This is a genomic window from Cupriavidus sp., from assembly GCF_057315035.1.
On record NZ_DBHKYV010000024.1, the window covers coordinates 37,468 to 53,446 of the forward strand.

19 protein-coding genes are annotated in these 15,979 nt (G+C 64.7%); 10 read left to right on the forward strand and 9 right to left on the reverse strand.

Annotation, left to right across the window (positions count from 1 at the left end; all coding sequences use genetic code 11):
• Window positions 1-5: 5 nt before the first annotated feature.
• From ACO550_RS24700 to mltG, 7 genes are all read right to left on the reverse strand, one after another.
• Window positions 6-749 carry an ankyrin repeat domain-containing protein gene (locus tag ACO550_RS24700; protein WP_315597067.1) on the reverse strand — a complete coding sequence of 248 codons (744 nt, stop codon included), beginning with the start codon at window positions 747-749 and terminating at the stop codon, window positions 6-8.
• Window positions 742-1,539: a YchF/TatD family DNA exonuclease gene (locus ACO550_RS24705; RefSeq protein WP_315597066.1), complete on the reverse strand. Its 798-nt coding sequence runs from the start codon at window positions 1,537-1,539 to the stop codon at window positions 742-744. The genes ACO550_RS24700 and ACO550_RS24705 overlap by 8 nt, the downstream gene beginning before the upstream one ends.
• A 17-nt stretch (window positions 1,540-1,556) precedes the next feature.
• The gene (locus ACO550_RS24710) at window positions 1,557-2,066 is read right to left on the reverse strand and encodes a GNAT family N-acetyltransferase (protein ID WP_315597065.1); all 510 of its coding nucleotides are present in this window, start codon (window positions 2,064-2,066) and stop codon (window positions 1,557-1,559) included.
• 43 nt (window positions 2,067-2,109) lie between these two features.
• Entirely contained in the window at window positions 2,110-2,526 is a 417-nt protein-coding gene (locus tag ACO550_RS24715; RefSeq protein WP_315597064.1) for a PilZ domain-containing protein, read from the reverse strand.
• 106 nt (window positions 2,527-2,632) lie between these two features.
• Complete coding sequence (locus ACO550_RS24720; protein ID WP_315597063.1) at window positions 2,633-3,655, reverse strand: DNA polymerase III subunit delta'; 1,023 nt, start codon at window positions 3,653-3,655, stop codon at window positions 2,633-2,635.
• An 86-nt stretch (window positions 3,656-3,741) separates the two neighbouring features.
• Window positions 3,742-4,344, reverse strand: a complete 603-nt coding sequence (gene tmk, locus ACO550_RS24725) for a dTMP kinase (RefSeq protein ID WP_315597062.1) — start codon at window positions 4,342-4,344, stop codon at window positions 3,742-3,744.
• Window positions 4,345-4,348: 4 nt separating this feature from the next.
• Window positions 4,349-5,347: an endolytic transglycosylase MltG gene (mltG, locus tag ACO550_RS24730; RefSeq protein ID WP_315597061.1), complete on the reverse strand. Its 999-nt coding sequence runs from the start codon at window positions 5,345-5,347 to the stop codon at window positions 4,349-4,351.
• Between the two features lie 227 nt (window positions 5,348-5,574).
• Here mltG and ygfZ point away from each other — a divergent pair, with 227 nt between their 5' ends.
• The 3 genes from ygfZ to ACO550_RS24745 are packed head-to-tail and all read left to right on the forward strand — an operon-like array spanning window position 5,575 to window position 7,786.
• Complete coding sequence (gene ygfZ, locus ACO550_RS24735; RefSeq protein WP_315597060.1) at window positions 5,575-6,585, forward strand: CAF17-like 4Fe-4S cluster assembly/insertion protein YgfZ; 1,011 nt, start codon at window positions 5,575-5,577, stop codon at window positions 6,583-6,585.
• Between the two features lie 19 nt (window positions 6,586-6,604).
• A complete protein-coding gene (locus tag ACO550_RS24740) occupies window positions 6,605-6,895 on the forward strand; it encodes a DUF4936 family protein (RefSeq protein ID WP_315597059.1) in 291 nt (96 codons plus the stop codon).
• A 33-nt stretch (window positions 6,896-6,928) separates the two neighbouring features.
• Window positions 6,929-7,786 (forward strand): NRDE family protein, encoded by an 858-nt coding sequence (locus ACO550_RS24745; protein WP_315597058.1) that lies wholly within the window; start codon window positions 6,929-6,931, stop codon window positions 7,784-7,786.
• Window positions 7,787-7,947: 161 nt separating this feature from the next.
• Here the strand turns inward: ACO550_RS24745 and ACO550_RS24750 are convergent, their stop codons facing one another.
• A complete protein-coding gene (locus ACO550_RS24750) occupies window positions 7,948-8,382 on the reverse strand; it encodes a GNAT family N-acetyltransferase (RefSeq protein WP_315597057.1) in 435 nt (144 codons plus the stop codon).
• 176 nt (window positions 8,383-8,558) lie between these two features.
• Here ACO550_RS24750 and ACO550_RS24755 point away from each other — a divergent pair, with 176 nt between their 5' ends.
• The 7 genes from ACO550_RS24755 to denD all read left to right on the forward strand — a co-directional run bounded on the left by ACO550_RS24755 (window position 8,559) and on the right by denD (window position 15,485).
• The gene (locus ACO550_RS24755) at window positions 8,559-9,302 is read left to right on the forward strand and encodes a FadR/GntR family transcriptional regulator (RefSeq protein ID WP_315597056.1); all 744 of its coding nucleotides are present in this window, start codon (window positions 8,559-8,561) and stop codon (window positions 9,300-9,302) included.
• A gap of 24 nt (window positions 9,303-9,326) precedes the next feature.
• Window positions 9,327-10,226: an L-threonate dehydrogenase gene (gene ltnD, locus ACO550_RS24760; RefSeq protein ID WP_315597055.1), complete on the forward strand. Its 900-nt coding sequence runs from the start codon at window positions 9,327-9,329 to the stop codon at window positions 10,224-10,226.
• A 4-nt stretch (window positions 10,227-10,230) separates the two neighbouring features.
• Complete coding sequence (gene otnK, locus ACO550_RS24765) at window positions 10,231-11,505, forward strand: 3-oxo-tetronate kinase (protein WP_315597054.1); 1,275 nt, start codon at window positions 10,231-10,233, stop codon at window positions 11,503-11,505.
• Window positions 11,502-12,140, forward strand: a complete 639-nt coding sequence (otnC, locus tag ACO550_RS24770) for a 3-oxo-tetronate 4-phosphate decarboxylase (protein WP_315597053.1) — start codon at window positions 11,502-11,504, stop codon at window positions 12,138-12,140. Before otnK ends, otnC begins: the two co-directional genes overlap by 4 nt.
• A gap of 182 nt (window positions 12,141-12,322) precedes the next feature.
• The gene (locus ACO550_RS24775; RefSeq protein ID WP_315597052.1) at window positions 12,323-13,681 is read left to right on the forward strand and encodes an MFS transporter; all 1,359 of its coding nucleotides are present in this window, start codon (window positions 12,323-12,325) and stop codon (window positions 13,679-13,681) included.
• A gap of 30 nt (window positions 13,682-13,711) precedes the next feature.
• Complete coding sequence (otnI, locus tag ACO550_RS24780) at window positions 13,712-14,494, forward strand: 2-oxo-tetronate isomerase (RefSeq protein ID WP_315597051.1); 783 nt, start codon at window positions 13,712-13,714, stop codon at window positions 14,492-14,494.
• A 19-nt stretch (window positions 14,495-14,513) separates the two neighbouring features.
• Window positions 14,514-15,485, forward strand: a complete 972-nt coding sequence (denD, locus tag ACO550_RS24785) for a D-erythronate dehydrogenase (RefSeq protein ID WP_485994990.1) — start codon at window positions 14,514-14,516, stop codon at window positions 15,483-15,485.
• A gap of 54 nt (window positions 15,486-15,539) precedes the next feature.
• Here the strand turns inward: denD and ACO550_RS24790 are convergent, their stop codons facing one another.
• Entirely contained in the window at window positions 15,540-15,977 is a 438-nt protein-coding gene (locus tag ACO550_RS24790; RefSeq protein ID WP_315596547.1) for a YbgC/FadM family acyl-CoA thioesterase, read from the reverse strand.
• Window positions 15,978-15,979: the final 2 nt, after the last annotated feature.

The following is a 15,979-nucleotide window of genomic DNA, read 5'->3' on the forward strand; positions in this document are numbered from 1 at the left end:
TCAGCCTAGTGGGCTTGCGGCTGTGGCTGGCCGTTGGGCGGTGTATAAGGCTTGGGCTTGGGCGCCGGCGCCGGCACGTTGCCGTAGAGTTTTTGCCAGCGCGACTTCAGGCCGTCGGCAATTTCCTTCTGGTTGTACTGCTCGGCAAAATCGATCACGGTCATGCCTTGCTGGTTCTTCAGGCGCAGGTCGGCGCCTTCGTCGAGCAGCAGCTTGACGGTCTCGATATGGCCGCCGCGCGCGGCCATCATCAGCGGTGTGGTGCCGTTGGGGCTCTCCGCGTCGATATACGCGGCATGGTCCACCAGGTACTTGACCACGTCGTTGTGGCCATTCGTGGCCGCATAGTGCAACGGCGCCCAGCCCTTCTTGTTCACCTCGGCTTCTTCACCGTCGACCATCAGCTTGAGCATGTCGAGCTGACCCTGCAGCGCAGCCATCATCACGGCGTTCTCGCCGGCCGGATTGGTCTTCTCGAAGTCGATGTTCTTGGCCTTGATCAGTGCCGTGGCCGCCTTGGTCGACTTTTCGCGCAGCGCCACCACCAGCATCGGATTGCCGCGGTTATCCACCAGGTTCGGGTCCACACCGCGCGCCAGCAGTTTTTGCACGGTGTTGCCGTCGTCGAATTCCACCGCCTTGCGCATATCGTCTGCGGGCGCCGCGTGCACCAGCGCACAGCCCGCCATGGCCGTGCAACCGACCAGAACAATGGTCGATGCCAGCCGTCGAATCTTCATCTCAAGCATGAGAATTCCTATCTATGTGCTTGAAAAGACGAAAGAAATTATCCGTCGTCTGTTCCGCAACTGTTTCCACCGGCACCCCGCGCAGCTTGGCGATGAACTCGCCCACATGGCGCACCCAGGCCGGCTCATTGGTCTTGCCACGATACGGCACCGGGGCCAGGTACGGCGAATCGGTTTCGATCAGCATCCGGTCCAGCGGCACCTTACGTGCGGTTTCCTGCAGGTCGGCAGCGCTTTTGAACGTGACGATGCCCGAGAACGAAATATGGAAACCCTCGTCCAGCGCCTGCCTGGCGATATCCCAGGTCTCGGTGAAGCAATGCATCACGCCCCCGGCTTCGCGGGCGTTTTCCTCGCGCATCAGCCGCAAGGTGTCATCGGCCGACGAACGCGTATGGATGATCAACGGCTTCCCGGTCTGGCGCGCGGCACGGATATGGGTGCGGAAGCGCTCGCGCTGCCACTCCATGTCGGCGATGCTGCGGCCATTGAGGCGGTAATAATCGAGGCCGGTTTCACCGGTACCTACCACGCGCGGATGCGCGGACAGGCTTACCAGGCGCTCCAGCGTAGGTTCCTCTGCATCCTCCTCGTAGTCGGGATGCACACCGACCGAGGCATACAGGTTCGGATGCTGCTCGGCCAGCGCCAGCACACGCGGAAAGTCTTCCAGCGTCACCGAAATGCACAACGCATGCGTGACCTGGTTGGCCCGCATGTTCTCGAGCAACTCGGGCAGACGCTGGGCCAGGTCTGGAAAATCGATATGGCAGTGGGAATCAACAAACATCGCGTACCCCGGACGGATCAGGCCAGGCGGCGGCCGAGAATCACGAGGTCGCGCTCGACCCCGTCCAGCACCGCAACGCGCGGCAGGTCGCCCCAGCGCGCAAACCCATGGCGCTCGAACAGCGCCAGGCTCGGTGCGTTATGGCCAAAGATAAAGCCGAGCAGCGTATCCACGCCAACCTTTGGGGCATGGGCAATCGCTGCTTCCAGCAGGAAGCGGCCCAAACCCTGGCCACGGAAATCCTCGTGCAGATAGATCGACACCTCGGCCGTGGCGCCATACGCCGGGCGGCCATAGAAGTCCGAGAAGCTGACCCAGCCGGCCATGCGGCCATCGGCGGCATCGCATACCCAGAGCGGACGGCGCTCGGGCTGATGGGCGTCGAACCACGCTTCGCGCGACGCCACCGAGACCGGTTCGGTATCGGCCGTCACCATGCGCGACGCCACCGTGCTGTTGTATATGTCGACGATGCCAGCCAGGTCATCGCGCGTCGCCAGGCGCACTGTAAAACCAGAATTACTCATACATCCAAAGACTTGCGAGGAAGACCTCGCGTCATTCATTAGGTTATAGGGTCTGCGTGGGCCGCCCGGATTCAATCGTCTTGCCCAGCAGTTCCTCAACCGCGCGCTTGAGCGAGCGGCCGTTGTCATCGTCCGGCAGATGCACGCCCACGCCGGGCGTCTTCATCGGCGTGCCGGCCGGGGTGATCCATGCCACGGTACCTTGCACCTGGTACTTCTGTGGCCGGTCCAGCAATGAAAGCACCAGGAATACCTGCTCGCCGAGCCGGAATGGCCGGTTCGACGGCACAAAGATTCCACCACGCGTCAGGAACGGCATATAGGCGCCGTAGAGCCCGGCCTGATCCTTGATCGACAAGGACAGCACATTGGGCCGCTGCGGGGCGGCAGTTCCTGAAGGACTAGGACTGGCTGGCGCAGGCGACGCCGGCCGTGCCGGTATCGTGACTGGTGCGTTCATGGTTGACCCCTTGGCTTTGCCCGCTTTGCGCGAGCTATTGGATTTGGGAAATACGTGCCTCGATTTTTACCACGTGTGCCCCGCGATGCCTACGCCTTTGTATGGGCTAGCGGAACAATTGGCGGTAATCGAGGAAAACCGACTCCATCACGAGGCGCGCAGCCAACGGATGGTTCTCGCTGCGCCGGTGATTGACCAGCCGCGCGGCAAACGCCTGCAGCCGGTGGGCATCGGTGGCGCCAGCGCAACGGCCCAGTGCGGCCTGCTCTTTCGGGAAATAGCGCGCCCCGCCCATCCCCAGGCTCAACGCCAGCAGATCGTAGTTCCAGCGCTGCAAGGTGCCCAGCACCGCCGGCACCGGCAGCTTCTGCAACTGCTCGGCGGCGGCCAGCGCGTCAAAGGCCGCACCCGCGCCAAGCTGGCCCACCAGCCAGCGCTGCAACGGCTGCTCTTCCGCCTCGGCAGCATGCAGCGCGGTCAGCGGCGCACCGCCTGCCAGGGCCAGTTGCGCCTCGACATCGGCCACACCCTGGCTGCGCAGCCAGTCCAGCGCGGCGGCGCCCGTGGGCCGGGTCAGCGAAAACTGGCGGCAGCGTGACAGGATGGTCGGCAGCACGCGATCGATACGGTCGGTGACCAGCAGGAAGACCGTCGACGGCGGCGGCTCCTCCAGCGTCTTCAGCAGCGCATTGGCACCCTCGGTCTGCAAGGCGTCGAGCGGATACACGACCACCACGCGCAGGCCCGCCCGGTGCGTACCCACGCCCACCGCCTCGATCAACCCACGCACCTGTTCCATGCGGATGATCTTGCTCGGCGCCTTCTTCTTGCTGCTGCCGCCGCCGCCACTCTCGCCATCGCCCTCGGCATCGCCACTGGCGTCCAGCGCTTCGGGCCGCACCACCGTGAAATCGGGGTGATTGCCCTGGCCGAACCAGTGGCAGGCACCGCAGGTATTGCATGGCTGGGCGTCGGCCAGTGGCGTTTCGCAAAGCAGCCCCTGGGCGAAATGCAGCGCCAGGTCACGCTTGCCGATGCCTTGCTGGCCGTGCAGCAGCAGCGCATGCGGCAGTCGGTCACGTAGCGCGGTCAGGCGTTGCCAGTCTTCTCGTTGCCAGGGATAAAGCATGCCAGTTCAGTCAGTTAGCCTTCGGGCTTCATGTATTGTCGGAGCTTCGCGCAGCGATATCACTCCGAAAATATAAACAATTAAAATCAAATACTTGAGATTATCTTCTCAAGCTTTACGCGAATCTCATCGATTGACTCCGTGGCGTCGATCACGCGGAATCGCGCGGGTGCCTCGGCAGCTCGGCGCAGGTATTCGGCACGCGTGCGCTCGAAGAAGGCTCGCGACTCGGCCTCGAACTTGTCCGGCTCGCGCGCATTGGCCAGGCGTGCGGCGGCGGTTTCCAGCGGCACGTCGAACAGCAGCGTCAGGTCTGGCTGCAAGCCGCCCTGCACCCACTGCTCCAGTACTTCCAGCCGCTCGCGTGGCAGGCCGCGGCCGCCGCCCTGGTAGGCAAAGGTCGCATCGGTGAAGCGGTCGGAAATCACCCAGTCGCCACGCGCCAGCGCAGGCTCGATGACTTGCGCGATGTGTTCGCGCCGTGCCGCGAACATCAGCAAGGCCTCGGTTTCGAGATCCATCTTGCGATGCAGCAGCAGTCCGCGCAGGTCTTCGCCCAGCGGCGTGCCGCCGGGCTCGCGGGTCGTCACGACAGTGGCGCGTGCACGCAGGCGCTCGGCCACCCATTCGATATGGGTACTCTTGCCCGCGCCGTCGATGCCTTCGAAGGTAATGAATTTGCCGCGCATGAAGTTATGGTTTGCCGCGCTGGTACTTGTCGACCGCGCGATTGTGTTCGGGAAGTGAGTTCGAGAAATGGCTGCTGCCGTCGCCACGGGCCACGAAGTACAGCGCATCGGACGGCGCCGGCGTGGTGGCCGCGGCCAGCGAGGCCAGGCTTGGCAGCGCGATGGGCGTCGGTGGCAGACCAGTCCGGGTGTACGTATTGTACGGGGTGTCGGTCAGCAGATCCTTCTTGCGCAGATTGCCATCGAAGTCGGGGCCGATGCCGTAGATCACGGTCGGGTCGGTCTGCAGCATCATGTTCTTGCGCAGCCGGTTCACGAACACCGCGGCAATCATCGACCGTTCGGCGGCCTGCCCGGTTTCCTTTTCGACAATCGAAGCCATGACCAGGGCCTCGTACGGGGTCTTGTATGGCAAGTCCGACGCGCGGGCATTCCACGCGTCGTTCAGGCGCTTCTGCATGGCGCGGTAGGCATGCTTGTACAGCTCGATATCGCTACTGCCGCGCGCAAACAGATAGGTGTCCGGGAAGAACAGCCCTTCCGGCGACGGTTCCGTGGCGCCAATTGCCTTCATCAGATCGCCGTCGGACATGCCCTGCGTGTCGTGCTTCAGGGCCGGGCTGCCATCCACGGCGGCGCGCATCTTGCGGAATTCCCAGCCCTCGATCACCGTGACCACGTAATGGGTAACCTCGCCCCTGGAAAGCTTGCCAATCACGTCAAGCGGTGTGACGCCGGTTTCGAACTGGTAGCCCCCGGCCTTCAGGTCGGCGCCATGTCCGGAGACACGGGCCAGCATCTGGAACAGGCGCGGATCCATGGCAACGCCGCCACGCTGGATCTGGCGGCCAACGCTGGCCACGCCGGAATTCGGCTTGATAATGACTTCGACCGGCGATGCCGACAGGCGGAGCGGTTGATGGGCCCACCAGGCAAAGCCGCCCGCGGCGGCAACCGCGAAAATCAGCACAACCCCGACCAGGCGCAGGAACAGACGTTTCATGTAAGCAGGACAAAGACCGGACGCCATGCCCCCGCCGGCAGGTCGGGATCATTTGGAGTGGCCGGTCGGAATGACGACAGGCCAATATAATACCGGGAGCCTTGTGCCCAATGTGTCACCGAGCGTTACTGCAACGCATGCGCCGCGGCCCTGCCTTGCGCAATGACCCGGTCGCCCCCAGTTACCGTATCCAACCCGCATCCAACAGTCTCCCAGGATCCGCCTGCATGTCCGCCACTGAATTCCCGTCCCTCGCCGACAGTCTTGCCACCCTGACCAGCACCGGCATCGTGACCGCGCCCGCCGGGCTTGGCCTGATCCGCGTGGCCGGCGACGATGCCGCCACGTTCCTGCACAGCCAGCTCACCAATGCCGTGGAAGACCTGTCGGTCGATACCGCGCGGCTGGCTGGCTACTGCTCGCCGAAAGGCCGCCTGATGGCCAGCTTCCTGATGTGGCGCGATGCCGACGGCATCGTGCTGCAGCTATCGGCCGAGATCCAGCCGCCGATCCAGAAGCGCCTGAGCATGTTCGTGCTGCGCGCCAAGGCAAAGCTGACCGACCTGGGCACCACCCACCGCGTGCTCGGCGTGGCCGGCGCGAACGCCGAAAGCGCGCTCGCGCAAGCCGGCCTGCCCGCACCGCAAGGCCCTCTGGCCGTTGCACATGCCGACGGCGTGACCGTGATCCGCCTCGCAGATGCCGCTGGTGAGCCGCGCTGGCAACTGGTTGGCCCTGCCGACCGGATCGATGCGCTGCGCCAGACACTGGGCGCTACGCTGGCCACGGCCGCACCGGCTTTCTGGGACTGGCTCGATATCGGCTCGGGTATCCCGCGTATCGCCACCGCCACGCAGGAGCAATTCGTGCCGCAGATGATCAACTTCGAACTGATCGGCGGCGTCAACTTTCGCAAGGGCTGCTATCCCGGCCAGGAAGTGGTGGCGCGCAGCCAGTATCGCGGTACGCTCAAGCGTCGCATGTGGCTGGTGCATGGCGAAGGCGACGTACCGCCCGCCGCTGCCGAGATCTTCCGTCCCGAAGATCCGGGCCAGCCTTGCGGCATGATCGTCAATGCCGCTGCCGCGCCGCAAGGTGGCTGGGATGGCCTGGCCGAACTGAAGATCGACGCGGCCGCCGGCGCCCTGCATCTGGGGTCCGCGGACGGCGCCGCGGTGAGCACACGTGCGCTGCCGTACGAAGTGCCGCTGCCAAACGAGGCCGAAGCGGCCGGTTGAACGCCACGGGAACTTCGTCATGAGCGATCATCTCTACGTCTACTTCAAGGTACCGGACGACCGCGCCGCCGCAGCGCTGCCGCACTGGCACCGCTGGATGGAAACGGTCGCCGAGGCGACCGGGATTGGTGGTACGCTGATGCGCAGGCCGGAGACTCGTGCCGGCCAGCAGACGTGGATGGAGTGCTATGCAGACATACCGCCCGCGTTCGAAGCCACGCTGGACGGGTTGTGGCGCCAGAGCGGACTGGCGCAATGGATCAGCGGCGACCGCATGAGCGAGTGCTTCGTCGATCTCGATGTCCTCTGACATCGGCGATCCGCAAGTGGTAAAGGAAGCAATATGTGCCTGATTCTGGTGGCCTGGCAATCGCACCCGGACTATGCCCTGGTGGTTGCTGGCAACCGCGACGAATTCTATGCCCGCCCCGCGGCGGCTGCGCACTGGTGGCAGGATGCCCCAGAGGTGCTGGGCGGCCGCGACCTGGCGGAGGTGATTGGCGATGCCGGAACCTGGATGGGCATTGCCGGCGGCGACGCGCACCATGCGCGTCACGCCCCTGGCGCGCGCTTTGCCGCGCTGACCAACTATCGCGCCCCTTCCGAAAAACGCACCGACGCACGTTCGCGCGGTGAACTGGTGGCGCATTTCCTGCGCGGCGAACAGACCCCCGACGAATACCTGCACGAACTGGCCGGCGCGCATGGCGCCTATAACGGCTTCAACCTGCTGGCCAGCGACCTGCACGATCTCTGGTGGTACAGCAACCGATCCAAGTCGCGCCAGCCACAGAAGCTGAAACCGGGCCTGTATGGCATGTCGAACGCGCTGCTCGATACGCCATGGCCCAAGGTGCGCAGCCGTGTCGGTGCGCTGTGCGAGGTGCTGGCCGCCGATCGCGGACAGCTTGGCGCCAGTCCCGAGCCCTACCTGCAGCTATTGGCCGACGCACGCCAGGCGCCCGATTGGGAATTGCCGAGTACCGGCGTGGCGCCGGAATGGGAAAAACTGCTGTCGTCGGCGTTTATCCGCTCGCCAAGCTACGGCACGCGTGCCAGCACCGTACTGCGCGTCAAGCACGATGGCCGCTTCGATTTTGTTGAACGCAGCTTCGATGCCGATGGACAGACGGGCGAAGTTGCCTATCAGGGCCGCCTTAATGTAGCGCGCGATCCGGGAACCGTACCCGCGCCACGTTAACCCAGACTGGGTTCTCCCCTCTCCCGCACCGCGGGAGAGGGGCCGGGGGAGAGGGCCAGCGGCTCAATCTGAGACAAGTCGCAATTTGAACCTCGATACCCTCTCCCCCACCCCTCTCCCACTTCGTGGGCGAGGGGAGCGCATAACGACTGATAACGCGCTTACCCGATCCGCTTGCGCATCTCCACATGCGGGATGCCAGCTTCCTCGAATTCATCCCCTACCTGCTCGAATCCGACGCGCGCATAGAACGGCGCCGCATGGGTCTGGGCATTGAGGATCAGTTCCGGATAGCCCAGCTCGGCAGCCTTGGCCATCAATGCATCCAGCACCCGGGCACCCATGCCCGTGCCGCGTGCCGCCTTGAGCACCGCCATGCGACCGATATGGCCGTCCGGTAGCAACCGGCCGGTCGCCATCGGTGTGCCATCGGCGGCAAACGCCAGCGCGTGCCAGCTCGGCGCGTCCATCTCGTCCCACTCCAGTTCCACCGGTACGCCCTGTTCTTCCACAAACACGGCATAGCGGATGGCGCGCGCGCGTTCGCGGGCGTCATCCCAGTTACAGACCAGAACGGAAACATTGGATGCGGACATGATGATTGGCTGTGCAGAAGCTGAAGAGAGGCGCAATCATACGCCGTGCCCGATCCGGGTGCTTATTGCGTCGGTGCGATTATCGACCACCACGTTGCACCAGCCTAGGGATAACCCCCCTGCCATCCTTCTGTGAAATTTGTATGATGACCTGACTACCGGATGACGTGATAACCATGTTCCAGAAAATTCCAGCCCGTGCACTGACCGACAGCGTGGCCGAACAGCTGCTCGAAAAGATTCAGGGCGGCGTGTTTGCGCGTGGCGCCAAGCTGCCGACCGAGGCCGTGCTGTCCGAAGAGTTCGGCGTGAGCCGCACTGTGATCCGCGAAGCGATTGCACGGCTCAAGTACGAAGGACTGGTGGAATCGCGCCAGGGCAGCGGCGTGTTCGTGACCGATCAGGCTGGCATTCGCCCACTGCGCATCGACTACACCGATCTCGACGCGCTGGAATCGGTGCTGCAGATCGTTGAACTGCGCCGCTCGATCGAAGCCGAAGTCGCCGCGCAGGCCGCGCGCCGCCGCAGCGATTCGGCCATGGCCGCCATCGACGCCGCACTGGCACGCATCGATGCCGAAGTCTCGGTCGGTGGCGATGGTGTCGCCGCCGACGTGGCGTTTCACCGTGCCATTGCCGAGGCCACCGGCAACCCCTATTTCCTCAAGACGCTGGCGTTCCTGAGCCAGTACCTCGAGACCGCCACGCGCGTCACGCGGACCAACGAAGCGCGCCGCGAGGATTTCTCGCGCCAGGTGCGCGAGGAACACCAGGCCATCGTCGCCGCGATTCGTGCGGGCGATCCCGATGCCGCGCGCAATGCGGCACAGAACCACATGTACAACGCGGCGCGCCGTCTTTCCCAACTGGGCGAAGACGATGCCACCGCCAGCGACCTGCCATCCGGCCCGTCGCACTAATCGCACTCAATTCAGGAGTTATCCATGTCCAGGAATATTGGCGTCATCGGTTTGGGCGCAATGGGCAACGGCGTCGCGCAATCGCTGCTGCGCGCCGGTTTCAAGGTTCATGCATGCGACCTGCGCCCTGAGGTGCTGCAGCGCTTTGCCGATGCCGGTGGCGTGCCGTGCGCCAGCCCTGCCGAACTCGGCGAGCGCTGCGAGGTGGTCGTCACGCTGGTGGTCAATGCCGCGCAGACCGAAGCCGTGCTGTTCGGCGAGCAAGGCGCGGTGGCCACGATGGCCGCGGGCAAGCTCGTGATTGCCAGCGCCACCGTGCCGCCCGGCTTTGCCGAAGCACTGGGCAAGCGGTTGGCGGCAAAGGGCCTGCACATGCTCGATGCGCCGGTCTCGGGCGGCGCCGCGCGCGCGGCCAGTGGCGAAATGACGATGATGACATCGGGCCCGGCCGAAGCCTATGCACTGGCCGAAGACGTACTCGCGGCCATCTCCGGCAAGGTCTATCGCCTGGGCGATGCCCACGGTGCCGGCTCGAAGGTCAAGATCATCAACCAGTTGTTGGCCGGCGTGCATATCGCGGCCGCTGCCGAAGCCATGGCACTGGGCCTGCGCGAAGGCGTGAATCCGGACGCGCTCTACGACGTGATCACGCATAGCGCGGGCAATTCCTGGATGTTTGAAAACCGCGTGCCGCACATCCTGTCGGGCGACTACACGCCGCTGTCCGCCGTCGACATTTTCGTCAAGGACCTTGGCATGGTGCTCGACACCGCGCGCACCAGCAAATTCCCGTTGCCGCTGTCCGCTGCCGCTCACCAGATGTTCATGATGGCGTCCACCGCTGGCCATGGCGGCGAAGACGATTCAGCCGTGATCAAGATTTTCCCGGGCATCGAGTTGCCCGCGGCCAAGGCCAAGGAGTAACGCGATGACCGTGAATCGCCCGCTATTGGGCTGCATCGCCGACGACTTCACCGGCGCCACCGACCTTGCCAACACGCTGGTACGCAATGGCATGCGTACCGTGCAGACCATTGGCGTACCCACGTCGACCGTACAGGCCGATGCGATCGTCGTCGCGTTGAAATCGCGCACGATCCCCGCCAGCGAGGCGGTCGAACAATCGCTGGCGGCGCTGCACTGGCTGCGCGAGCAGGGTTGCCGCCAGTTCGTATTCAAGTATTGCTCGACGTTCGATTCCACCGACGCCGGCAATATCGGCCCGGTGGCCGAAGCGCTGCTCGAAGCGCTGGGCAGCGATTTCACGATTGCCTGTCCGGCGTTCCCCGAGAATGGCCGCACCATCTTCCGTGGCCACCTGTTCGTGGCCGACACCCTGCTCAATGAATCGGGCATGGAACATCATCCGCTCACGCCGATGACCGATGCAAGCCTGGTACGCGTGCTGCAGCGGCAAAGCCAGTCGAAAGTGGGCCTGCTGCGCTATGACACCGTGGCCAAGGGTGCCGACGCGGTGCGCGCACGCATCGATGCCCTGCGCGGCGAAGGCGTGAAGCTGGCCATTGCCGATGCGATCTCCGACGCCGACCTGTTCACACTGGGCGAAGGCTGCGCCGCGCTGCCACTGATTACTGGCGGCTCGGGCATTGCGCTGGGCCTGCCCGAGAATTTCCGCCGTGCCGGCTTGCTGCCGGCGCGTACCGATGCCGCCGAAGTACCGGCCGTCATCGGTCATGGTGTGGTGCTGGCCGGTAGCGCCTCGCGTGCCACCAATGGTCAGGTCGCCCACTGGATCGCCCAGCGGCGCCCCGCGCTGCGGATCGACCCGTTGCGCCTGGCGCGCGGCGAAGCCGTGGTCGATGAAGCGCTGGCCTTTGCACGCGAGCACGACCAACCGGTGCTGATCTACGCGACAGCAACTCCCGAGCAGGTCAAGGCCGTGCAGGCCGAGCTTGGCGTGGCCCGCGCCGGTGAACTGGTTGAACACGCGCTGGCCTGCATCGCGGCCAGCCTCAAGGCACGCGGCACGCGGCGCTTTGTCGTAGCCGGTGGCGAAACCTCGGGCGCCGTGGTACAGGCACTGGGCGTGCAATCGCTGCGCATCGGCAAGCAGATTGCACCGGGCGTACCCGCCACCGTCACGCTCGACGATGAACCGCTGGCGCTGGCCCTGAAGTCGGGCAACTTCGGCGCCGAGAATTTCTTCGACGAGGCGCTGCAGGCGCTGGGAGCCGCGCAATGAGCAAGGAAAACGCACTGCGCGAAGAGATCTGCCGCGTCGGCGCGAGCCTGTTCCAGCGTGGCTATACGGTTGGCACCGCTGGCAATATCAGTGCGCGGCTCGACGATGGCTGGCTGATCACGCCGACCGATGCCTGCCTGGGTACGCTCGATCCGGCCAAGGTCGCGAAGGTGGCCAGCGATGGCAGCTGGGTCTCGGGCGACAAGCCGTCGAAGACCCTGACGCTGCATCGCTGTGTCTATGACAACAACCCGGATGCGCATGGCGTGGTCCACACGCATTCGACCAATCTGGTTGCCCTGACGCTGGCCGGCGTCTGGCAACCCGACGATGTGCTGCCCCCGATCACGCCTTACTACGTGATGAAGGTTGGCCATATCCCGCTGATTCCGTACCACCGTCCCGGCGATCCGGCCGTGGCCGCACGCGTGGCGCAACTGGCCCGCGACGTGCGCGGTGTGCTGCTGGCGCGCCTGGGCCCGGTGGTCTGGGAAGACAGCGTTTCGCGCGCCGCGTACGCGCTAGAGGAACTCGAGGAAACGGCCAAGCTGTGGATGATGCTCAGGGACAGGCCCGCACCGCTTGACGAAGCGGCGCTGGTGGAACTGCGCGACACATTCAAGGCGAGGTGGTGACCACGTTGTAGCACGCACGGTTTTACTCCCCTCTCCCGCACGCGGGAGAGGGGTTGGGGGAGAGGGCAAGCGCCAGTTCTGGCGACGTCTTATAACAACGCCCTGCCCTCTCCCCGGCCCTCTCCCGCCATGCGGGAGAGGGCGCAACCCTCAGCCGGTTCAAGATCCAAGGAGACTTCCAGATGACCGCATCCAACCCCGCGGTGGGGACCCCTGCCGCCGACGCACGGCTAGACGCCGACAGCGTGATCGAAAAACGCGCCTATCACAAGGTGTTCTGGCGCATCATGCCGTTCCTGATGCTGTGCTACGTGATCGCGTATCTCGATCGCGTCAACGTGGGCTTTGCCAAGCTCCAGATGGCGCAGGACCTGCAGTTCTCCGAGACCGTGTTCGGGCTCGGCGCCGGGCTGTTCTTCATCGGCTACTTCCTGTTCGAGGTACCCAGCAACCTGCTGATGCACCGCATCGGCGCGCGGATCTGGATTGCGCGGATCATGATCACATGGGGCATCATCTCGGCCGCCTTCGTGTTCGTGCAGACGCCGACCCAGTTCTATGTGATGCGCTTCCTGCTGGGCCTGGCCGAAGCGGGCTTCTATCCGGGCGTGATCCTGTACCTGACCTACTGGTATCCGTCGCACCGCCGCGCCAAGATGATCGCGCTGTTCATGTCCGGCATTCCCGTAGCCGGCATGTTCGGCAACCCGCTGTCGGGCTGGATCATGGACGCGTTCCATAACACGCACGGCTGGGCCGGCTGGCAGTGGATGTTCCTGATCGAAGCCTTGCCCGCATTCGCCATCGGTATCGTGACGATCTTCGTGCTGCGCGACGGCATCGACAAGGCCCCGTGGCTCAGCAATGACGAGAAGCGCGTGCTCAAGCGCAATGTCGAGGAAGACGAGCGCGCCGCCGCTGCCGCCGCCACCACTGCGGGTGGACGCAACGTGCACTCGCTGGGCGCGGTCTTCAGTGACCGCCGCGTGTGGTGGATGTGCCTGATCTACTTCTGTTTCGTGACCGGCCAATATGCGCTGACGTTCTGGATGCCGACGCTGGTCAAGGCCAGCGGCGTGACCGGCAACCTGAACATCGGCCTGCTGTCGGCAATCCCGTTCCTGTGCGCGATCGTGGTCATGAATATCCTGGGCCACAGCGCCGATGCGCGCCGTGAGCGCCGCTGGCACCTGATCGTGCCGGCGCTGATGGGCGCAACCGGCTTTGCCATCGCGGCGTCGTTCACCCACAATACGACGGTGTCCATCGCGGCGCTGTCGCTGGCCGCCGCCGGTGTGCTGACCTGCGCGCCGCTGTTCTGGTCGCTGCCAACCGCCTTCCTGAGCGGGATTGCCGCCGCATCGGGCATTGCCGTGGTGAACTCGGTCGGCAACCTTGCAGGCTTTGTCTCGCCATACATGGTGGGCGCGCTCAAGGACCTGACCCACAGCACGCAGCTGCCGATGTACGTGCTGTCCGCGATCCTGGTCATGGGTGCGCTGCTGGTATGGCTGACCCCGGCCAAGATGGTGAACCGCTGATTCTGATTCTGTCGTTCAAGGAGACCTGACATGCCGCGCTTTGCCGCGAACCTCTCGATGATGTACACGGAGCACGATTTCCTGGACCGCTTTGCGGCTGCCGCGAAGGATGGCTTCCAGGCCGTGGAGTACCTGTTCCCGTACGATCATCCGGCTGCCGAGATCCGCCAACGGCTCGACGACCACGGCCTGACCCAGGCCCTGTTCAACGCGCCCCCCGGCGACTGGGCCGCCGGCGAGCGCGGCATGGCCGCCCTGCCCGGCCGCGAGACCGAGTTCCGCACCGCATTTGCCAAGGGATTGGAATATGCGGCCGTGATCGGCAACGACCGCATTCACGTGATGGCCGGCATTATCCCTGCCGATGCCGACCGTGCGCGCTGCCGTGCCGTCTACCTGGAGAACCTGGCCTATGCGGCGGCCTCGGCCGCGGCCCATGGCATCACGGTGCTGATCGAGCCGATCAACACGCGCGACATGCCGGGCTACTTCCTGAACCTGCAGGGCGACGGCCAGTCCATCTGCCAGCAGGTGGGCGCAGCCAACCTCAAGGTGCAGTTCGACTGCTACCACTGCCAGATCATGGAAGGCGACCTCGCGAAGAAGCTCCAGCGCGACTTTGCCGGCATCGGCCATATCCAGATTGCCGGCGTACCCGAACGGCACGAGCCCGATATCGGCGAGCTGAACTATCCGTACCTGTTCGACGTGATCGACCAGTTGGGCTATAGCGGGTGGATCGGCTGCGAATACCGGCCACGTGCCGGTACCTCGGACGGACTGGGCTGGCTCAAGCCATATCTGCAACGTTAATCACCGGATCACTGCAACCATGAAAGTACTGATCACCGGCGGCGCCGGTTTCCTGGGCCTGCAACTGGCCCGGCTGCTGCTCAAGCGCGGCGCGCTGAGCCTCGCAGGCAAGGCCGTCACGATCGAGCAACTTACGCTGCTCGACGTGGTGGCACCACAAATCGACGATGCGCGCGTGCGTGTCGTTACGGGCGACCTGTCCGATCCTGCCGTGCTGGCGCAGGCCATCGACAAGGACACCGGCGCCATCTTCCACCTGGCCGCGGTGGTCAGCGGACAGGCCGAGGCCGACTTCGACCTGGGCATGCGCGTGAACCTGGATGCCTCGCGCGCGCTGCTGGAAACCTGCCGCCAGCTGGGTCACCAGCCACGCGTGGTGTTCACGAGCTCGGTGGCGGTCTACGGCGGCAAGCTGCCGCCGGTGGTGCAGGACGACACCGCGCTGAATCCGCAATCGTCGTACGGCGCGCAAAAGGCAATTGGCGAGCTGCTGCTGTCCGACTACAGCCGCCGGGGCTTTGTCGATGGCCGCGTGCTGCGCCTGCCGACCATCAGCGTACGCCCGGGCAAGCCCAATGCAGCGGCGTCGTCGTTTGCGAGCGGCATCATTCGTGAACCGCTGTCGGGCGTGGCGGCCAACTGCCCGGTGGCACCGGACACCTCGCTGTGGCTGCTGTCGCCGCGCGGTGCAATCCAGGCGCTGGTCAATGGTATCGAGCTCGATGGCGCGCGTTTTGGCAACCGTCGCGTGGTGAATTTGCCGGGACTGTCGGTCACGGCAGCGCAGATGGTGGAAGCGCTGCGCCGCGTGGCAGGCGATGCCGTGGCGGATCGCGTGACATGGGAGCGCGAGGAACGCGTCGAGAAGATCGTCGGCACGTGGCCGGCGGCATGGGATGTGGCACGCGCCGTGGAACTGGGTTTCGAAAGCGATGCCAGCTTTGACGATGTCATCCGCGCGTATGCGGAGGATGCGGGCGTCAAGCTCTGAAATCAAGTTGGTTTCTCCCCTCTCCCGCACGGCGGGAGAGGGGAGCCAAGCTTCTCACCCCACCGGCTTCACCAGCTCCCAGGCATCGATCGTTTCCCTGACCTGCGCGGGGATCGGTGCCGACTTCTGCGTCTTCGGGTCGGCACACACGTAGACGATCTCACCGGTGATCAGGTGCTGGTCGCCACGATACATTTCCACGCGGAACAGCATGCTCGAGCGGCCCAGCCGCGCCATGCGGCCACGGATCTCCAGCATGTCGTCGAAACGCGCGGACGCGTGGTACTCGAGCGTGGACTTGACCACGAAGATATCCACCCCATGCGCGTGCAGCACGTCCTCCGGATAGCGGATGCCTACCGCGCGCCAGTACTCGGTCACGCAGATATCGCAGTAAGTCAGGTAGTGGGCGTTGAAGACGATCGATTGCGGATCGACCTCGGCCCACCGGACACGCAGCGGCACGCTGTGCCGGAAATCTTCGCTGGCCATCT

Coding starts and splice junctions, on each gene's coding strand:
- ACO550_RS24775 (WP_315597052.1), top strand. CDS start 12,323: ATGACCGCATCCAACCCCGCGGTGGGGACCCCTGCCGCCGACGCACGG.
- ACO550_RS24700 (WP_315597067.1), bottom strand. CDS start 749: ATGCTTGAGATGAAGATTCGACGGCTGGCATCGACCATTGTTCTGGTC.
- ACO550_RS24745 (WP_315597058.1), top strand. CDS start 6,929: ATGTGCCTGATTCTGGTGGCCTGGCAATCGCACCCGGACTATGCCCTG.
- denD (WP_485994990.1), top strand. CDS start 14,514: ATGAAAGTACTGATCACCGGCGGCGCCGGTTTCCTGGGCCTGCAACTG.
- mltG (WP_315597061.1), bottom strand. CDS start 5,347: ATGAAACGTCTGTTCCTGCGCCTGGTCGGGGTTGTGCTGATTTTCGCG.
- ACO550_RS24750 (WP_315597057.1), bottom strand. CDS start 8,382: ATGTCCGCATCCAATGTTTCCGTTCTGGTCTGTAACTGGGATGACGCC.
- otnC (WP_315597053.1), top strand. CDS start 11,502: ATGAGCAAGGAAAACGCACTGCGCGAAGAGATCTGCCGCGTCGGCGCG.
- ACO550_RS24705 (WP_315597066.1), bottom strand. CDS start 1,539: ATGTTTGTTGATTCCCACTGCCATATCGATTTTCCAGACCTGGCCCAG.
- otnI (WP_315597051.1), top strand. CDS start 13,712: ATGCCGCGCTTTGCCGCGAACCTCTCGATGATGTACACGGAGCACGAT.
- otnK (WP_315597054.1), top strand. CDS start 10,231: ATGACCGTGAATCGCCCGCTATTGGGCTGCATCGCCGACGACTTCACC.
- ACO550_RS24755 (WP_315597056.1), top strand. CDS start 8,559: ATGTTCCAGAAAATTCCAGCCCGTGCACTGACCGACAGCGTGGCCGAA.
- ACO550_RS24790 (WP_315596547.1), bottom strand. CDS start 15,977: ATGGCCAGCGAAGATTTCCGGCACAGCGTGCCGCTGCGTGTCCGGTGG.
- ltnD (WP_315597055.1), top strand. CDS start 9,327: ATGTCCAGGAATATTGGCGTCATCGGTTTGGGCGCAATGGGCAACGGC.
- tmk (WP_315597062.1), bottom strand. CDS start 4,344: ATGCGCGGCAAATTCATTACCTTCGAAGGCATCGACGGCGCGGGCAAG.
- ACO550_RS24720 (WP_315597063.1), bottom strand. CDS start 3,655: ATGCTTTATCCCTGGCAACGAGAAGACTGGCAACGCCTGACCGCGCTA.
- ACO550_RS24715 (WP_315597064.1), bottom strand. CDS start 2,526: ATGAACGCACCAGTCACGATACCGGCACGGCCGGCGTCGCCTGCGCCA.
- ygfZ (WP_315597060.1), top strand. CDS start 5,575: ATGTCCGCCACTGAATTCCCGTCCCTCGCCGACAGTCTTGCCACCCTG.
- ACO550_RS24710 (WP_315597065.1), bottom strand. CDS start 2,066: ATGAGTAATTCTGGTTTTACAGTGCGCCTGGCGACGCGCGATGACCTG.
- ACO550_RS24740 (WP_315597059.1), top strand. CDS start 6,605: ATGAGCGATCATCTCTACGTCTACTTCAAGGTACCGGACGACCGCGCC.